The following is a 16,620-nucleotide window of genomic DNA, read 5'->3' as shown; positions in this document are numbered from 1 at the left end:
CCACACCCTGCTCGACGGCGCCGTGACGCGCGGCACCGGTCGGTGTGGTTCGAGAGAGTGAGGTCCGGCCCGGCGTGGCCGAGCTCGACACGGTCGGGCTGGTTGCGTTCGGGCTGGGCGAGGTCGGGTTCTGGACGGTGGCGCTCCGCAAGGTCGAGCCGGGCGCAGTCGAGACCGGCGCCGCGGCGTGCGCCTGGGTCGTGGCCGGGCCCTGCCGATCCGGCGCCCGGCCCGCAGGCGCTGGCGTCGCGGCCTCGGGCCGGGTGCCGGCGCCCGACGCCCCCGCCGCTGCTCGTCCTGCGTCGGCGGCGGTCGACCTGCGGATCGGGCCCGCCACCGCGTCCGGCTCGCGCCGCACGGGTCGGTAGCCGCCCGGTGCCGCCACGGAGGCCGCACCCGGCACCCGGAGGCGCACCGGTGCGCCGACGGCACGGCGAAGCGTGCGCGCCGCCATCCCTCGGCGCGCGGGGCGGGTCGGCGCCGGCTCCGGGCTCGTCAACGGCCCTGCGGCGACCGCGCTCGGCAGCCGGCGCGGGGCGGCGACCTCCGCGGTCGGCGACGCCTCGGACGGCTGGACCGCGCCGACCGGCGGTGCGTCCACGGGAGAGGCGACGACGCCCCCCGGCGCACCTGCCGCTCTCCCCAGGGAAGGCCCGGTCGGCGTCGTCGTGCCGTCGGGAGCAGCGGCGGACGCCGGTCCGACCTGGTGGGACGGGCTCGGCGGCGCGGACGACGGGGCCGGTGCGGCGGACCGGCGGACCGGCGCGACCTCACCCGTCCTGCCGGTGGCGACAGAGGCGGGCGTACTCGCGCCGCCTCGAGAGGTCGACGGAGCCGACGCCCGCGTCGTCGGCGTCGGAGACGGCGTCCGTGGCGCGTCCGTCGCCCCCGACCGGCTGGCGCTCGGTGCTGCGGTCGTCTCGTCACCGCGGGCCGCACGGGCAGCGGCGAGGCGTCGACGGACGTAACGGCTCACGCGAGCGGTGGGGGTCAGCCGGGTCGTCCCGTCGTTCCCCGTCGTCCGGTCGCCTCGGTTGCCGTCCGGGCCGACGGCCGACACGGTCCGGCGCACAGCCTTCTCCGGGGAACCGGCCGACGTCGCGCGCGCCACGTCGGGCGTGGTGCCGGCCCCCGAGGCCTGCCCCGACGGACCGCCGGGGCCGCTCGGTCGGGGCGGTGGCGACGGCGACCGTCGGCGCCGGTCCACGGAGGTGATCATCGGGCCGGCGGCGGTCACCTCTCGCGCCGGCCGGATCGGCAGGGTGCTGGGGGCGGCGCTGACGGACATCCCGCCGGGGTGCCGAGGGGACTCGTTCGGAACGCCGCGTGCGACGCGGCGCAGGCCACGCGCCGGGAGTGTCACGCCGGTCGCCGGATCGGCGGGGGCGGGCGTCGGGCGGGCCCCGGCGGCGTCGGCGATCTCCTCCGGCGTGGCACTCGGGCTCCACCACCGCGGTGCCCGGACGACGGCGTCACGGGAGCCGACTCCTCGCACGCTCGCCGGGACCCCGACGACGCGCCGCACCGCGAGCGAACGCCCGGAGGCGGCGCTGAACAGGAGGGACCGCGCGGCGAGGTGACCGATGAGCCGGGGCGGGTGCTGCCCGTCGGCGGCGCCCGGGCGACGGAAACGGGTGCGGATCGCGGCACCGAGCGTCACCGACGGCGCAGGGGTCGGGTCAGGTGCGCTGCCGGGGGACGTCGGCTCGTTCTCGGTCCCGCTCACGGTGCCGGGGTATTCGTCGTCTTCGCGCGGAAGCCGTTGTGCGCCACCTCGAGCTGCTCGACGAGCTGCTCGTTGCTGCCGACGTGAAACTCGGGCCCGGTCCAGCGGACGGCGAAGACCTGGTCGAACTCCCACGCCCGCAGGCGCTTGCCCTCGCTGGTGACGGCGGTGACCGCACCGGTGCTGCGCGTCACCTTGTTCCCGTTCGCGGCGAAGTTCTCCCCGGAGGAGTTGGACACCCAGGTGAACAGCGCGTCGCTCTCGACCATGCCACGGCTGAAGACGAGGTTCGGCCAGTGCAGCGTGCCGGGCAGCTTGTGGACGTACTGGTTCTGACCGCCCTCGGTGTACGTCTCGACGTCGACGGTCAGCTCGAGGCCGCGCACCTCGCGGAAGGTGCCGATCTCGACCCCGTCCACCTCGAAGATGAACATGCCGCCGGTGGTGGGATCGCCGCCGAGGGGCTCGATGTCAGATGCCACCGTCGCGCACCGCCTCCCACGCTCGTTCGTTCAGGGACGACACCGCCCGGACCATGCGGACACGGTCCAGGTGCTCGAGGTCGAGCAGGTCCGCCATCGACCAGTGCAGGTGGTAGGCGAGATAGGCGATCTCCTGCCAGAGCGCCTCAGCCGGGTAGCGGAGCATGTGTCACCTGCCGTCGTGCGGGATCTCCTCGATGGCCGAACGACCCGGCCGCGAGTACGACGCGACGGCCGGGGCGTCGGCCGGCGCGTCCTCGGTCGCGGCGACCGCCGGCTCCGGGGCGACGGCCTGCGTCGTCACCGGGGCGCCGGCCTCGCGCTGTGCGGCGATCAGCTCCTCGTACTCCTCCTGGCTGCCAAAGTTGATCACTCCGTAGAAGTCCTGGAGGAACGCCAGATCGGCGGCGAAGAGCCCCTCGATCTCCCGGGTCGTCACGAGCTCGAGCGTGCCGAGCCTCTCGACCACGCGCGCGAGCACGACGATGGTCAGGCGCGGGTCGTCCGCGCCGTCGATCATCGGGTCCCGGAGCGGCTCGAGCTCGTCCCGTGCGGTCGCCAGGCGCATCGTGCCCGTGCGGTGGACCACACCCTGGTCGTCGACGTAGCCGCGCGGCAGGGTGAAGTCGTAGCGGGTCTGCAGGCTCACTTGACCCGCGCGAGACGCTCGATGGTGAGGGTGATCGTCTCCTTCACCGCGTCCTGGCTGTCCACGCTGAGCCCGTCGGTGGAGATCTTGCTCGGCCAGCCGTTGAAGAAGTTGAACCGTGCGACCTCGGTGTGGGTGTGGTCGTACATCACGATCGAGCCGTTCTTGCGGTTGTTCGTCCGGTCGGAGAGCTTGATGCCCTTGTCGCGGATGTCGTTGAACCATCCCCAGAGCTTGTCGTTGCCCATGTCGGACGGGGCAACACGCGTGAGGCTGAGGTCGGGGACGTTCGTGACCTCGCCGAGGGTCTTGACCAGCTGCTGCTTGCCGTCCTTGCCGACCTGCTTGGTCGTCGCGACACCGACCTCGACGTCCAGGCCCGAGACGCCGATCAGCGACGACACCACAGACCCGTCGATCTCGAGGAAGAAGTTCTGGGAGATGATCGGGTCGGTGTTGAAGATTGCGTTGGGCACGGGTGCTCCTCAGTTCAGGTGGGACGTCCCGGTGGACCTGAGCCCACCGGGACGGGGTGAGATCAGGAGGCTGACTGCTTGTTCTGGCTGATGCGGAAGATCACGAACTCGGCCGGCTTGACCGGCGCGAGCCCGACCTCGACGACGAGCTTGCCGGCGTCGATCGACTCCGGCGGGTTCGTCGTGGCGTCGCATCGCACGAAGTAGGCCTGGTCCGCCGAGGCGCCGAACAGGGCCCCGGACTGCCACAGTCCGCGCAGGTAGCCGGTGAGCGTGCGGGTCACGCCCTCCCAGAGGGTGACGTCGTTCGGCTCGAAGACCGCCCACTGCGTGCCGTCCATGATGGTCGACTCGACCATGTTGAAGAGCCGGCGCACGTTGATGTACTGCCAGTCGGTGTCCGACGCGAGGGTGCGTGCACCCCAGATCCGGATGCCGCGCGTGCCGAACGGGCGGATGCAGTTGATCCCGATCGGGTTCAGCAGCGACTGCTCGTTCTGGGTGATCGAGCGCTCGACGTCGAGCACGCCGCGGATCGTGTCGTTCGCCGGCGCCTTCCACACCCCACGGGTGTCGTCGGTGCGGGCCCAGACGCCGGCGACGTGGCCGGACGGCGGGATGAGCACCTCGGCGTCGCCGTTGGAGCCGATGGGGTTCTCGACCTTGATCCACGGGTAGTACAGCGCGGCGAACGCCGAGTCGTACATCGCGGTCTCGCTGCGCCACTCCTTGATCTGCTGCGGGCCCATCCCGGGAGGGGCGTCGAGGATCGCCATGCGGTTCGGGTGCAGCTCGCAGTGGGCGATCAGCGACGTCTGGACGGCCTTCCACAGGCCCAGGTCGACGCTGCCGTCGGCCTTGGTCGCGGCGGTGATGAGGTCGGGGACGATGACCATCGTCACGTCCTCGGCGATCGCCAGACCGTTGATGCCGCTGCGGGCGGTCTCCGATCCGGCGAACTTGCGGCCGGTCACGGGAGCCGGGACCGGCGCCGCCTTCTCGAGGGGGTACAGGCCCGGGCGGAGCAGCTCGAGCTGGCTCTGCAGGTCCACGTCGGCCTCGAGCTTGAGCTCGACCTTGATCTGCGTGGAGGTCTTGTTGATCACGGCTGCCGCGTCACGCGCACCGCCGAAGGTCAGGTCGGGGTACTGCTCGACCGTCTCGCCGCCGACGATCACGCTCAGCGTGAAGGTCGAGGGGCCCTCGGCGTCCGGGTCGCCGTCGTCGGTCGCGATCGCGACGGTGACGTCGGCGTCGGGCTCGACGCTGGTGATCTCGAGCGGGCTCCCGAGGGACCGGTCCGCAGCCGGGAGCGCCAGACGGGCGGGCTCACCGGCGGGGGTCGAGTTGGGGATCCGCACGATGTAGGCGAGGGTCCCGCCGTTCTGGAAGAACCCGAAGACGGACAGCGGCAGGATCGCGCCGTCGACGAACCCGCCGAACAGCGACTCGAACTGGGTCCAGCTCGTGACGAGCCGGGGGGCGAGGCCCTCGGGGTCGTTCGGGTCGCCGAGCGGGGCCCGCTCGGTGAAGCCGACGAAGGCTGCGACGGCTGTGGGTGCTGACGCGAGGACCTTCTGCGACGACGGGACTTCCTCGACGTACACGCCTGGCGCGGTGTATGTGGGCACTATCTCTCCCTGGTTTCGCGCCGCATCCTCGGGGAGAGGGCGGTGCCGTGGGCGCTGACAGTGTCGAACGTAGGAGCGGGCGTGCGGAGCGACATCGGTAATCCCTACCGATCTTGGGACTTTTGCCCCTCGCCACATGGGTGAATGTCGTCGTCAACTCGGTGTCTTCCGGGCACTTTGGGACTAAGGTCCTGCTCGGAGCGCATCGGTGAGCTGAGACGCACGCTCGCGCGGAGCGACGTCCGCCGGACGCCATGGTGGACCGAGAGGACGGGGGGATGGCATGACCGACCTCGCCGATCGCGCCACGACCACCGGTCGCATCCCCGCCCCGCTCAGCGACAGGCCCACCGGCCGACCGTGGCCGTTCGTCGACCGCCCCGCACCCCGCACGGCGATGCTCGACGCACTCGCGTCCGCCCGCAGCGTCCTGGTGGTCGGCGAGGCCGGCGTCGGCAAGACGCACCTCGTCCGGGCGACCCTCGACGAGTGGACCGCACGACGCCGCGCTCTCGCTCCCCACCTCAGCGACGCCCGGGTCGCGACAGACGGGACGATCGCCGACCGCCAGCTCCCCGACCCCCACCCCATGACCCTGACCGTCGGTGCGGCCGACCGCTGGGCCGCGCTCGAGGGCATCCACCTCGCGGCATCGGGAGCGTCGCTCGAGCGCGCCACCGGCCACCCCAGCCACGTCATCCGGGTCACCGACGAGCCCCCGCGCACACCGGTCCTGCTGCACGTCGAGGACGCCCACCTGCTGGACCGGGCCACCGCACAGGCGCTCGCACTGCTCGTCCGCGAGGGCGAGGTGACCGTCGTGGCGACCATGCGCCCGTCGGGCGCGCAGCTGTCGCCGTGGCTCGAGCTGTGGAAGGACGGCCTGGCGGAACGCCTCGACCTCCGCCCGCTCGACCCCGCCGCCACCGAGGCCCTCGTCGAGGAGGCGCTCGGCGGACCCGTCACCGGGGACACCGGCCGACGCATCTGGCGCCAGACGCTCGGCAACCCGCACCACGTGCGCGAGCTCCTCCGCCACGAGGTCGAGACGGGCACCCTCGCGGAACGCAACGGGGTCTGGATCGGCCTGATCGGCGCCGGTCCCGGCCCGCGGGTCCTCGACGCGGTGGGACGCGACCTCGACAACCTCCCGGTCCCGGCACGCACCGCACTCGAGCTCGTGGCCCTCGCCGAGCCGATCCCCGTGTCCTGGCTGGACCGCCTCGTCGACGACGCGGTCCTCGACCACCTCGTGCACGAGGGGCTCGTCGTGACCGCGCCGACGACGTACGGGACACCGGGCAGCCACCGATCGTTCGACGAGCCCCTGTCCCCCATCGCGCGGCTCAACCCTCCCGCGTACGCCGAGGCCGTCCGCGCGCTCGTCCCGATGAGCCGTCGCCGGCAGCTGTACACCCAGCTGCGCACCGCCCGCTCCGGGTTCCCGACCGAGCACGAGTCGCCGGCCGGGCTGCTGCGCTCCGTGCTGTGGGCGCTGGAGTGCGACATCCACCAGACCGGCGAACGCCTGCTCCGTGCGATGCGCGCGGCGGTGTCGTTGTGCCGCCCCGAGATCGCCGTCCAGATCGCGAGCGCGGCGCTCCGTCAGCCGCTCGGCGGCACGGGCCCGCTGATCGACGTCCTGCTCGTCCGGGCCCAGGCCTGGCGGCTGCTCGGCGAGTCCGGCCGCGCGGCCGCCGACCTGCTCGAGGCGTCGGAGCGACTCACCGCCGATCACACCGGGACCGAGCACCGCCTGCGGCAGATCCAGCTCGCGGAGCAGAGCGCCGACCTCCACCAGTACCACGGCAACGACCCCGACGGCTCGCTCGACCTGATCGACGGCCTGCTCCGCGAGCTGGGCGACGACGCCGACCCGGACCTGCGGTCGGCCCTCGAGGTGAACCGCCTGACCCGGCTCGGCGCCGCCGGGCGCTTCGCCGAGAGCGTCGAACCCTCGCTCGCGCACCTCCGGGCTGCGGGCTACCGGTCCGCGAACGTGCTCGGGCTGGCGGCGCCGACCGTGCTCGGACTGGCCCAGGCGGGACGCCTCGGCGACGCCACGGCCCTCGCGACCCGCAGCGTCCGGGCCGCCGAGGTGCACGCGCCGCGACACCCCTGGCTGCTCGCGCGCATCCGCACGACCCAGCTCCTCGTGCACCTGTGGTCAGGTGACCTCGAGGGGGCCGACCACGCCGCCGTCCCACGGGCGTGCGCCGAGGCCGGCCACCCGATCCAGTACGCCGCGGACAGCACCGGCCGGGGCCTGCTCGCCGCGGCGCGAGGGCTGTGGACCGACGCCCTCCGTGAGCACCATGCGGCGTCGGCCAGTCTCAGCATCCTCGACCCGTCCGGCCTCTACGCGTACGCCGCAGCGGCGGAGTCGGTGGCGGCCGCAGCCCTCGGGGACAGGTCGGCGGCGCTCCGCCTCATCGATGCCGCGCGGCGCGCACCGCAGCGGGCGTCGGCGATGGTGGAGTCCGACCTCCGGCTGCTCCTCGTCGACGCCCAGCTCTGGCTCCTCCAGCCGACGCTGCGGGCCGACGCCCTCGCACTCGCGCACTGGAGCGCGGATCGCGGGCTGCACCGCACCGAGCTCGAGGCGCTGCACCGGGCGCTGGTCGCCGGCCACCTCCTCGGGGCGGCCGACCCGTCCGACGCCGCCGTACTGACCCGGCTCGGCCAGCTCGCCGCAGCCGTCGCCACCACCCGGGCCCGGGCACTTCTCGCCCATGCCACGGCGATCGTGGCCGGCGACGTCGAGCTCGTGGCCATCGCCGCACGCGACCTCACCGCCCAGGGGCTGTGGCTCCCGACCGTGCGCCCGTCAGCCCGCCTCACCGCCCGCGAGCGCGAGATCGCCGGCCTCGCCGCCGGCGGGCTCAGCAGCCGGGCGATCGCCGACCGGTTGACCCTCTCGGTGCGCACCGTCGACAGCCACCTGTCGCGGGTCTTCACCAAGCTCGGCGTCCGGAGCCGGCAGGAGCTGCGCAGCATCCGCGACGTGTGAGACCCGGGGCCGGAGCCGTGACCCGTCAGGCCGCGCGACGCCCACCGGGGATCGCCGCCAGGAGCTCGCGCGTGTAGTCCTCCCGCGGGCGCGCGAACAGCTCGTCCGGCGTCCCGCTCTCGACCACGCACCCGTTCTTCATGACGTGCACCTCGTCGGAGATCATCCGCACCACGGCCAGGTCGTGACTGATGAACAGATAGCTCAGGCCGAGCTCTCGCTGGAGCCCGGCGAGCAGCTCGAGGATCTGCGCCTGGACGATCACGTCGAGGGCCGAGACCGCCTCGTCGAGCACCACGAGCTCCGGCGACAGCGCGAGCGCACGTGCGATCGCGACGCGCTGACGCTGCCCGCCGGAGAGCTCGTGCGGGAGGCGGGAGGCCATCGCCGCGGGGAGCGCGACCTGGTCGAGCAGGGTCGCGACGCGTTCACGGCGGCTGCGCCGGTGGCCGACCCGGTGCACGCGCATCGGCTCGGCGATTGACTCCTCGACCGTGTAGCGGGGGTCGAGGGACGCGTACGGGTTCTGGAAGACGGGCTGGATCCGGCGCCGGAAGGCGAAGAGCTCACGCCGCGAGAGCGGCGCGATGTCCACGCCGTCGAAGAGCACGTGCCCCTCGCTCGCGGTCTCGAGCCCGAGCACGATGTTCGCGGTGGTCGACTTGCCGGACCCGGACTCACCGACCAAGGAGACCGTGCGCCCGCGCGGGATCGTGAAGCTGACGTCGCTCACGGCGGTCAGCTCGCGCACCGCGCCGTTGCGCGAGGACCGCAGCACGAAGGTCTTGGAGAGGTGGTTCACCGCGACGAGCGGTGCCACGGCCGGGGTGGGCGCGTCGGTCGGCGTCGCACCGTGGACCTCCGCGGTCCCACGCCCGATCTCCTCGAGCGTCGCGGCCCCGTGCGCGACGACCGGCGAGGCCCGCACCCATCGCGTCGACGTGAGGCTCGGCGCGGCGTCGAGGAGCCTCTTCGTGTACGGGTCCTGGGGCGCGTCGAGTATCTGCTCCGCGGTGCCGGACTCGACGACGCGGCCCTGGTTCATGACGACGATCGTGTCGGCCCGCTCGGCGGCGAGGCCGAGGTCGTGGGTGATGAGCATGACCGCAGTGCCGAGCCGTCCGACGAGCTCGTCCAGCTCGTCCAGGATCTTGCGTTGGACCGTGACGTCGAGCGCGCTCGTGGGCTCGTCGGCGATCAGCAGGCGCGGACGGCACGCGAGCCCCATCGCGATCAGCACCCGCTGGCGCATCCCGCCCGAGAACTCGTGCGGGTACTGGTGCAGCCGCTGCTCCGGGTCCGCGATCCCCACCATGTCGAGGAGCTCCACGACGGCGGTGCGCGTCGCGTTCCCGCTGGTCCGGCCGTGCACCTCGAGGGCCTCGGCGATCTGGTCACCGACGCGCATCAACGGGTTGAGGTTGGACATCGGGTCCTGCGGCACGAACCCGATGTGCGCGCCGCGCACCGCGATCATCTCGCGCTCGGTGAGGGACGCGAGGTCGCGCCCGTCGAGCAGCACCTGCCCGGTGGTGATCCGACCGGCGTCGGGCAGCAGGCGGTTGACGGCGGCGGCCGTCGTCGACTTCCCGGACCCGGACTCGCCCACCACGGCGACCGTGCGACCGGCGTGCACGTCGATCGTCACGCCGCTCACGGCCGGCACGTCTCCGGCGCGCGAGCGGAAGACCACGGACAGGTCGCGGATGGACAGCAGCGGGGTCGGGTCGGTCACGGCGTGCCTCGGCTCAGGTCGGGGGCGGGAGAGGAGGGCCGCAGACCCCCAGGGGGATGAGGGCCTGCGGCGTCGGGATCCGGGTCGGTCGCGACCCGGAGGATCTGGTGGAGGAGCTCCTCGACGGGGACCGGCGGCCTGCCGCGGAGCAGGCGGTTCGTCCCGAGCGCGACGGCGACGTCGCCACCGGGGACGAACGCCATCGCGGCCCCCACGAAGCCGGTGTGCCCGAGGACCTCGATCCGGCGACCGTCGAGGCGCACCCAGTAGTGCCGGAACCCGAGCGCCTGGTTCCAGGAGCGCGCGGGCACCGGTCGCGGGGAGGCCATGAACTCCTCGACCACCGCGGACGACCAGATCGCCCCGTGGTCGTGAGCGTGGGCGAGCGCGACCGCGAGCCGCAGCAGGTCGCCGACCGTGCCGAAGAGCCCGGCGTGGCCGGAGACACCACCGAGGGCGTGGAACGTGTTGCCGTCGTGGACCTGCCCCTGGATCGTCCCGGTGCGCCACCCCGCGAAGTCCGCCGACGAGAACGGCACCGGGTACGGGGTCCCGGAGTCGAGCATCGCCTGCTCCACGCGGTCGTCCGGCCCGCTGGCCGCGACCGGGGCGCCGGCCGGTGGTCCGTACCGGAGGTCGACACCGAGCGGGTCGAGGACGAGTGTGCGCACCGCCTCCGGGAGGGGGAGCCCGGTGACGACCGACACGATCCGCCCGAGCTGGACGAACCCCAGGTCCGAGTAGTGGTGACCGGACCGCGGCGCGTACCGCAACGCCAGCCGGTCGACGACGTCGTGCGCCGACTCCGGTACCTGCCCGCCGGACGCGGAGATGTACAGCGGCCACCACTCCGCCATCCCCGACCGGTGCTCGAGCAGGTCCCGCACCGTGACGTCGTCCTTGTACCCGCCGGCGAAACCCGGGAGCAGGCTCGTGACCGACCGGTCCAGCGACAGCAGCCCCTCGGACACGAGCCGCATCACCGTGACCGTCGTGGCAGCGACCTTCGTCACCGAGGCGAGGTCGTGCACGGTGTCCGGGGTCATCGGGGCGGCCGGCTCGAGCGTGCGGTCACCGGCGACGGCGACGCTCTCCCCGGCCGGGGTGTGCACCGCGAGCACCGCTCCGACCGGGGGCACCGCACCCGTGGGCGCGTCCACCGGGAGGTCGTGCACGACGCGCACGGCGAGCTCCTGCAGCGCTCGGTCCAGCGACGTGCGGCCCGTCACGGTGCCACCGCCCACGGCTCGACGTCGTCACCCGCGAGCCCGACGATGCCCAGCCCGGGCCCCGACGAGAGCACCACCTCGGCGCCGTCGTACCGGATCCCGCCACGCACCGGTGACGTCGACTGCCACAGCCCGGCGTCGAGGTCGTGGGTGCGTGCGGCGTCCGCGCCACCGAGGCTCGCCGCGAGCGCCGCTGCTGCTGCGACGCCGACGCTGCTCTCCATCATGCAGCCGACGACGACGCCGATCCCGTTCCGCGCCGCGAGCTCCGCCATCAGCCGAGCCTCCGCCAGCCCGCCGGTCTTCGCGAGCTTGATGTTGACGAGTCCTGCGGCGCGGCGGCGGATCACCTCACGGAGGTCGTCGCTCGTGCGGACGGACTCGTCGGCGAGCACCGGGGTCCCGACCTGCGCAGTCACTGCGGCCAGGCCGTCGAGGTCACGGGCGCGCACCGGCTGCTCGACGAGCTCGAGGCCGACGCCCGCGGCCTCCCAGTACCGGATGATCCCGACCGCCTCGTCGACGTCCCAGGCCTGGTTCGCGTCGACGCGCAGCACGACGTCCGGCCCGACGGCCTCCCGCACCCCGACCAGGGCGTCGCGGTCGTCCCCGCCGGCCCCGACCTTGACCTTGATCGTCGTGAAGCCGTCGGCCACGTGCCGCCGTGCGACGGCGACGAGCGTCTCGGTGCTCGCCGCGGACACCGTGATGTCGGTGCGCACCCTGGCGGCGCTGCGAGCGATGCCGACGCGGCGCTCGGTGCTGCCGTCCCGCCCGGTTCCCAGCGCCGCGGCGAGCGTGAGCCCGCGACGCGCGGCGAACAGGTCCTGGACGGCGCACTCCACCGCGGACCGTGCGGCCGCGTTCTGGTGCACCGCGCGCGCGAGGTCCGCACCGAGCGTCGCGGTCGCCTCCAGGGGCCGCCCGACGACGACGTCGCTGAGCGGTCCGAGGACGGCCGCGCGGACGCTCGCCGGCGACTCCCCGGTCACGCGCCAGCTCACGGCAGCCTCACCCCAGCCGCTGGTCCCGGTGTCGTCGACGGCCTCGACGAGCACGACGGGGATGCTGTCGGCACGCCGGATCGCGGTGACGAACGGCCGCACGAGGGCACGCACCGACTCGTGCACCCGCAGCTCGCGCACCGTCCCGGTCATCGGCGGCCGTCGCCGTCTGCCGGCGCGAGGCTGCGTGAGAGCCGGAGCTCCGGCTCGCCGAACTCGGGCTGCGTGCGCTCGTGCCCGTCCGGTACCCATCCGAGGTGCCGGTAGAACGCGATCGACGGCGCGTTGTCCCGGAACACCCACAGCGTCGCGGAGGTCGCACCGGCCGCGGCGAGGCGCGCGAGGGCCACCTCCATCAGGCGGCGACCGACACCGAGGCCCTGGGCCTGCGGCGAGACGTAGAGCGACGCGAGGTGGCCCGTCCCGTCGACGACGGGCCCGAGCCGAGCGACGCCGACGACCTGCGCAGGCACCTCAGCCACTGCACCGAGGGCGACGAGCAGGTCCCCCGGCGCGGACTCCCGCGCGGCGCGCGCCCACAGCTCGCGCGCGCTCTGGTCGGTCATCGCGTCGACGAGCCTCCGCGGCAGCACGGCCGCGTAGGTCTCGCGCCAGCAGCCGAGGAAGACGTCGACGACCTGGTCGAGGTCGTCGGCCTCGGCCGGGCGCACGGTCACGGTGGGCACGTCGGTCACCTAGGGCTCCCGGGTGAGGGTCAGTGCGGTCGGCACGGTCGGCAGCGGGACAGGGAGCACGAGCGGTCCTGCCCCCGGCGTGAGGCTGCCGAGGATGCGGGGCTCGCGTGCACCGGTGCCCTCGGGCAGGTTCGCCGGGACGCCGTGCAGCGTGCACCACCCGATCAGCGCGAACGCGATCGCCTCCTTGTCGTCGGCCGGTGCGCCGAGGTCGTCGGACAGCAGCACGTCGACCCCCGGCAGCGCGTCGCGCAGGCCGTCGAGGATCACCGGGTTCCGGCACCCACCACCGGAGGCGATCAGCGTCGTCACCCCGGCGCGCCGGACCTCGGCGGCGACGGTCCGGACCGTCAGCGCGGTGAGCGTCGCGACGAGGTCGGCATCGGTCGGCTCCGCGTCCGCGACCTCGAGCGCGTGCCGCACGTAGTCGCCGTGGAAGAGCTCCTTGCCGGTGCTCTTCGGTGCGGGCAGCCGGTAGTACGGCTCGGCGAGCAGGACGTCCAGCAGGGCGTCGTCGACGGTCCCGGACGCCGCGATCGCCCCATCCCGGTCGTAGCCGTACGGGGTGAGCCCGCGCTCGACCACGACCGAGTCGATCAGCGCGTTCGACGGGCCGATGTCATAGGCCACGAGCCTGTCGTCGGGGTCGATCACCGTCATGTTCGAGATGCCGCCGAGGTTCAGCGCGGCCCGCGTCCCCACGATGCCGGCGAGCAGCATCCGGTCCAGGAACGACACGACCGGCGCCCCCTGCCCGCCGACGGTCAGGTCCCGCGCCCGCACGTCCGAGACCACCGGGGTCCCGGTCGCCTCGGCGATCCACGCGGGCTGCCCGAGCTGCAGGGTCCCGAGCGCGGCGCCGTCGGAGATCCAGTGGTAGACGGTCTGCCCGTGCGAGCAGATCGCGTCGATCGGCCCGGCCTCGCCGATCACCGCGACGGCGGCAGCCGCGAAGGCCTGGCCGATCAGCGTGTCGAGCTCGCACACCTCCGCGAGGGTCGTCGGAGCGGGCGGCAGCGCCGCGATCAGCCGGGCGCGCAGGTCCGCCGCGTACGGCGTGCTGCCGGTGTGCACGACCGTTCCGGTCAGCGCACCGTCAGTGAGCCGGAAGTCGACCACGGCGGTGTCGATGCCGTCGTGCGACGTTCCCGAGATCATCCCGAGCACTCTCATGCGGTTCCCTCCAGGACGTTGCGCAGCCGCCCGCCTGCGGCGAGCAGCTTCTCCTCCGCGGTCGCGGGGTCCAGTCCGAGCCGCAGCAGCAGCACGGCGTGCTTGACCCGGTACCCGGTCTCCTCGAGCGCCGCGACCGCGGTGGCCCGGTCGACCTCGGCGATCGACCGCACGATGCGGACGGCGCGGGCACGCAGCTTCGCGTTCGAGGCGTGCACGTCGACCATGAGGTTGCCGTAGGTCTTGCCGATCTGGATCATCGAGATCGTCGAGAACATGTTGAGGACGAGCTTCTGCGCCGTCCCCGCCTTGAGCCGGGTCGACCCGCTGATCAGCTCCGGGCCGACGGCGATCTCGATCGCGTGCTCGGCGGCGTCACTCAGCGCGGTGCCGACGTTGCAGGACAGCCCCACGGTGAGGGCGCCGCGACGCCGCGCCTCGCCGATCGCGGCGACCACGTACGGGGTCCGCCCGCTCGACGCGACTCCGACGACGGCGTCGAGCGGCCCGACGCCCGCGGCGACGATCGCGGCGGCGCCCTGGCCCTCGTCGTCCTCGGCTCCCTCGATCGGCGAGACGATCGCCTCCGGGCCGCCGGCGATGATCGCGAACACCTGGTCGGGTGACGTCCCGAAGGTCGGGGGGCACTCGGAGGCGTCGAGCACCCCGAGCCGGCCGGGGGTGCCGGCGCCGACGTAGATCAGCCGACCACCGGCGCGCAGGCGCTCGGTGACGGCCTCGATCGCGGGCACGATGCTCGGCAGGGCCCTCTCGACCGCCGCCGGGACCGTCGCGTCCGTCGCGTTCATGAGGGCGGCGAGGTCGGCGACGGGCATCCGGTCGATGTCGGCGAACGTCGGGTCCACCGCCTCGGTGGACAGGCTCGCGAAGTCGCGCGAGGACTGCGGCGTGGTCGTCATCGTGTCCCTCGGTTCCGCGGGTCGAGGACGTCCCGGAGGCCGTCGCCGAGGAGGTTGAGCCCGACCACGAGCAGCACGACGACGACGCCCGGCGCGATCATGGTCCACGGCGCGATCGAGACGAGCGTGCGCGACTCGAAGATCATCGATCCGAGCGACGGTGCCGGCGGTGGTGTCCCGAGGCCGAGGAAGCTCAGTGAGGCCTCGGTGAGGACCGCCCACGAGAGCGACAGGGCGATCTGCACGACGAGGATCGAGGTGAGGTTGGGCAGGACGTGCCGCAGCATCACGGCGATCCGGCTCTCGCCGGTGCTCGTGGCGGCCCGGACGAACTCGACCTCGCGCAACGAGAGCACCGGGCCCCGGGTGACCCGGACGAAGATCGGCACGTACACGACGGCGATCGCCACCGCGACGGTGAACCACGTGCGGGTGAACACCGACGCGAGGGACAGCGCGAGCAGCAGAGGCGGGAACGCGAACAGGATGTTCGTGAGGCCGCTGATCAGCGCGTCGGGCAGCCGCCGGAAGAACCCGCCGATCAGACCGCCGGCGGTGCCGACGATCGTCGCGAACGTCACCGCGACCACCGCGATCAGCGAGGAGTTGGCGACGCCGGCGGCGACCCGTGCGAACACGTCCCGGCCGAACTGGTCGGTGCCGAACCAGTGCGACGCGGAGGGTGCCGCGAGGCGGTGGGCCGGGTTCTGGGCGGTCGCGTCGTACGGGAGGGCGCCGGTGAGGGACAGGATCCCGACGACGAGCAGCAGCCCGGTGAGCACGATCCCGGCGAGGCCGCTGCGGCTCCGCAGGACCGCCGCGAGCGGCCGTCGTGCCGCTCCCGGTGCGGTCACGGGCAGCTCGGTGAGCTCGCTCATGAGGCACGCACCCTCGGGTCGATCACGCGGTACAGGACGTCGGTCAGGAGGTTGACCAGGACGAACGCGACCGCGATGACGAGCACGGTGCTCTGCACCACCGCGTACTCCTTCTGCTGGATACCGAGCAGGACCTGACGTCCGATCCCGGGGATCGAGAAGACCTGCTCCACGACGACCGCTCCGCCGAGCAGGTAGCCGAACTGCAGACCGGTCATCGTGACGATCGGGACCAGCGCGTTGCCGAGGATGTGCCGGACGTACAGGCGTCGCACCGGCACCCCCTTGGCACGCGCCGTCCTGACGAAGTCCTCGGAGCGGACGTCGAGGACCGCCGTCCGGGTGGTGCGCATGATCGGTGCCGCGATCCCGAACCCGAGGACGAACGCGGGCAGCATCATCTGCTGGAGGTTGAGCAGGACGTCCTGCGTGATCGGGGCGAAGACCCGGCCGTTCGGGTTGTAGCCCCACACCTGGGCGAGGACCGAGAGCAGCGCGGTCGCGAGCAGGAACGCCGGGATCGACAGCCCGGCGAGGCCGACGGTCTGCGCGATCGCGTCACGGGGCGACTCCGGCCTCGAGGCCGAGAGCATCCCGAGCGGCACCCCGATCACCAGGCCGAGGACGATCGCGAGGATCGCGAGCTCGAGCGTGACGGGGAGCGAGTGCATCGTCATGTCGAGGACGCTCTGCTGCGAGCGCGACGAGAACCCGAGGTTGCCGGTGCACACGTTCCCGAGCCAGCCGAAGAACTGCGTGAGCAGCGGCTTGTCGAGACCGTAGTAGCTCTCGAGCGCGGCGCGCTGGGCCGGGGTGAGCGCCGCGGCCTCGGTGCCGAGGCCGGCGGTGATCTGGTTGCCCGGGATCGCCCGCAGCATGATGAACACGAAGACGGCGACGCCGAACAACGTGACGACCATCTGCGTGCCGCGGCGCACGACGCTGTGGTGGAGGAGCTGTCGGACCATGATGCCCATCTCGTCAGGGGGTGGTGGGACCGGCGGGTGCCGGT

At 73.2% G+C, this 16,620-nt stretch carries 16 protein-coding genes; 3 read left to right on the top strand and 13 right to left on the bottom strand.

What is annotated here, in order from left to right; translation table 11 throughout:
- The first annotated feature begins 74 nt into the window (after positions 1-74).
- The gene (locus LJB74_RS11250; protein ID WP_259308614.1) at positions 75-368 is read left to right on the top strand and encodes a hypothetical protein; all 294 of its coding nucleotides are present in this window, start codon (positions 75-77) and stop codon (positions 366-368) included.
- A gap of 72 nt (positions 369-440) precedes the next feature.
- Positions 441-968: a hypothetical protein gene (locus tag LJB74_RS11245; protein WP_259308613.1), complete on the top strand. Its 528-nt coding sequence runs from the start codon at positions 441-443 to the stop codon at positions 966-968.
- 754 nt (positions 969-1,722) lie between these two features.
- On the opposite strand, the gene LJB74_RS11240 is transcribed toward LJB74_RS11245, so the two are convergent.
- The 5 genes from LJB74_RS11240 to LJB74_RS11220 form a co-directional block, all read right to left on the bottom strand.
- Complete coding sequence (locus LJB74_RS11240) at positions 1,723-2,208, bottom strand: phage tail protein (RefSeq protein ID WP_259308612.1); 486 nt, start codon at positions 2,206-2,208, stop codon at positions 1,723-1,725.
- Complete coding sequence (locus LJB74_RS11235; protein ID WP_259308611.1) at positions 2,198-2,374, bottom strand: DUF6760 family protein; 177 nt, start codon at positions 2,372-2,374, stop codon at positions 2,198-2,200. Before LJB74_RS11235 ends, LJB74_RS11240 begins: the two co-directional genes overlap by 11 nt.
- A 3-nt stretch (positions 2,375-2,377) precedes the next feature.
- Positions 2,378-2,857 (bottom strand): hypothetical protein, encoded by a 480-nt coding sequence (locus tag LJB74_RS11230; protein WP_259308610.1) that lies wholly within the window; start codon positions 2,855-2,857, stop codon positions 2,378-2,380.
- Positions 2,854-3,333, bottom strand: a complete 480-nt coding sequence (locus tag LJB74_RS11225) for a phage tail protein (RefSeq protein WP_259308609.1) — start codon at positions 3,331-3,333, stop codon at positions 2,854-2,856. Before LJB74_RS11225 ends, LJB74_RS11230 begins: the two co-directional genes overlap by 4 nt.
- A 62-nt stretch (positions 3,334-3,395) precedes the next feature.
- Positions 3,396-4,964: a phage tail sheath subtilisin-like domain-containing protein gene (locus LJB74_RS11220; protein WP_259308608.1), complete on the bottom strand. Its 1,569-nt coding sequence runs from the start codon at positions 4,962-4,964 to the stop codon at positions 3,396-3,398.
- A 283-nt stretch (positions 4,965-5,247) separates the two neighbouring features.
- Between LJB74_RS11220 and LJB74_RS11215 the strand changes: the two genes are divergently transcribed.
- The gene (locus tag LJB74_RS11215; protein WP_259308607.1) at positions 5,248-7,974 is read left to right on the top strand and encodes a LuxR family transcriptional regulator; all 2,727 of its coding nucleotides are present in this window, start codon (positions 5,248-5,250) and stop codon (positions 7,972-7,974) included.
- 25 nt (positions 7,975-7,999) lie between these two features.
- Here the strand turns inward: LJB74_RS11215 and LJB74_RS11210 are convergent, their stop codons facing one another.
- Genes LJB74_RS11210 through LJB74_RS11175 form a run of 8 tightly spaced genes read right to left on the bottom strand, consistent with a single transcriptional unit; the run spans position 8,000 to position 16,576 of the window.
- Positions 8,000-9,709 carry an ABC transporter ATP-binding protein gene (locus tag LJB74_RS11210; protein ID WP_259308606.1) on the bottom strand — a complete coding sequence of 570 codons (1,710 nt, stop codon included), beginning with the start codon at positions 9,707-9,709 and terminating at the stop codon, positions 8,000-8,002.
- Complete coding sequence (locus LJB74_RS11205; protein WP_259308605.1) at positions 9,706-10,938, bottom strand: serine hydrolase; 1,233 nt, start codon at positions 10,936-10,938, stop codon at positions 9,706-9,708. Before LJB74_RS11205 ends, LJB74_RS11210 begins: the two co-directional genes overlap by 4 nt.
- Entirely contained in the window at positions 10,935-12,095 is a 1,161-nt protein-coding gene (locus LJB74_RS11200) for a mandelate racemase/muconate lactonizing enzyme family protein (protein WP_259308604.1), read from the bottom strand. Before LJB74_RS11200 ends, LJB74_RS11205 begins: the two co-directional genes overlap by 4 nt.
- Positions 12,092-12,628, bottom strand: coding sequence for a GNAT family N-acetyltransferase (locus LJB74_RS11195; RefSeq protein ID WP_259308603.1), 537 nt, complete (start codon positions 12,626-12,628; stop codon positions 12,092-12,094). Before LJB74_RS11195 ends, LJB74_RS11200 begins: the two co-directional genes overlap by 4 nt.
- Positions 12,629-12,637: 9 nt before the next feature.
- A complete protein-coding gene (locus LJB74_RS11190) occupies positions 12,638-13,810 on the bottom strand; it encodes an anhydro-N-acetylmuramic acid kinase (protein ID WP_259308602.1) in 1,173 nt (390 codons plus the stop codon).
- Positions 13,807-14,730 (bottom strand): N-acetylmuramic acid 6-phosphate etherase, encoded by a 924-nt coding sequence (gene murQ / locus LJB74_RS11185; protein WP_259308601.1) that lies wholly within the window; start codon positions 14,728-14,730, stop codon positions 13,807-13,809. Before murQ ends, LJB74_RS11190 begins: the two co-directional genes overlap by 4 nt.
- Positions 14,727-15,608, bottom strand: a complete 882-nt coding sequence (locus LJB74_RS11180; protein ID WP_259308600.1) for an ABC transporter permease — start codon at positions 15,606-15,608, stop codon at positions 14,727-14,729. The genes murQ and LJB74_RS11180 overlap by 4 nt, the downstream gene beginning before the upstream one ends.
- Positions 15,605-16,576, bottom strand: a complete 972-nt coding sequence (locus LJB74_RS11175) for an ABC transporter permease (RefSeq protein ID WP_259308599.1) — start codon at positions 16,574-16,576, stop codon at positions 15,605-15,607. Before LJB74_RS11175 ends, LJB74_RS11180 begins: the two co-directional genes overlap by 4 nt.
- Positions 16,577-16,620: the final 44 nt, after the last annotated feature.

Source organism: Cellulomonas sp. P24, from assembly GCF_024704385.1.
Classification (GTDB): Bacteria; Actinomycetota; Actinomycetes; order Actinomycetales; family Cellulomonadaceae; genus JAJDFX01.
The sequence above is the reverse complement of the archived record's forward strand: the minus strand, read 5'-3'. Positions and strand labels throughout refer to the sequence as shown.

What these genes read in the sequence shown, in the direction of transcription:
- murQ (WP_259308601.1), bottom strand. Translation starts at nt 14,730, where the DNA reads ATGACGACCACGCCGCAGTCCTCGCGCGACTTCGCGAGCCTGTCCACC.
- LJB74_RS11235 (WP_259308611.1), bottom strand. Translation starts at nt 2,374, where the DNA reads ATGCTCCGCTACCCGGCTGAGGCGCTCTGGCAGGAGATCGCCTATCTC.
- LJB74_RS11190 (WP_259308602.1), bottom strand. Translation starts at nt 13,810, where the DNA reads ATGAGAGTGCTCGGGATGATCTCGGGAACGTCGCACGACGGCATCGAC.
- LJB74_RS11175 (WP_259308599.1), bottom strand. Translation starts at nt 16,576, where the DNA reads ATGGTCCGACAGCTCCTCCACCACAGCGTCGTGCGCCGCGGCACGCAG.
- LJB74_RS11215 (WP_259308607.1), top strand. Translation starts at nt 5,248, where the DNA reads ATGACCGACCTCGCCGATCGCGCCACGACCACCGGTCGCATCCCCGCC.
- LJB74_RS11180 (WP_259308600.1), bottom strand. Translation starts at nt 15,608, where the DNA reads ATGAGCGAGCTCACCGAGCTGCCCGTGACCGCACCGGGAGCGGCACGA.
- LJB74_RS11200 (WP_259308604.1), bottom strand. Translation starts at nt 12,095, where the DNA reads ATGACCGGGACGGTGCGCGAGCTGCGGGTGCACGAGTCGGTGCGTGCC.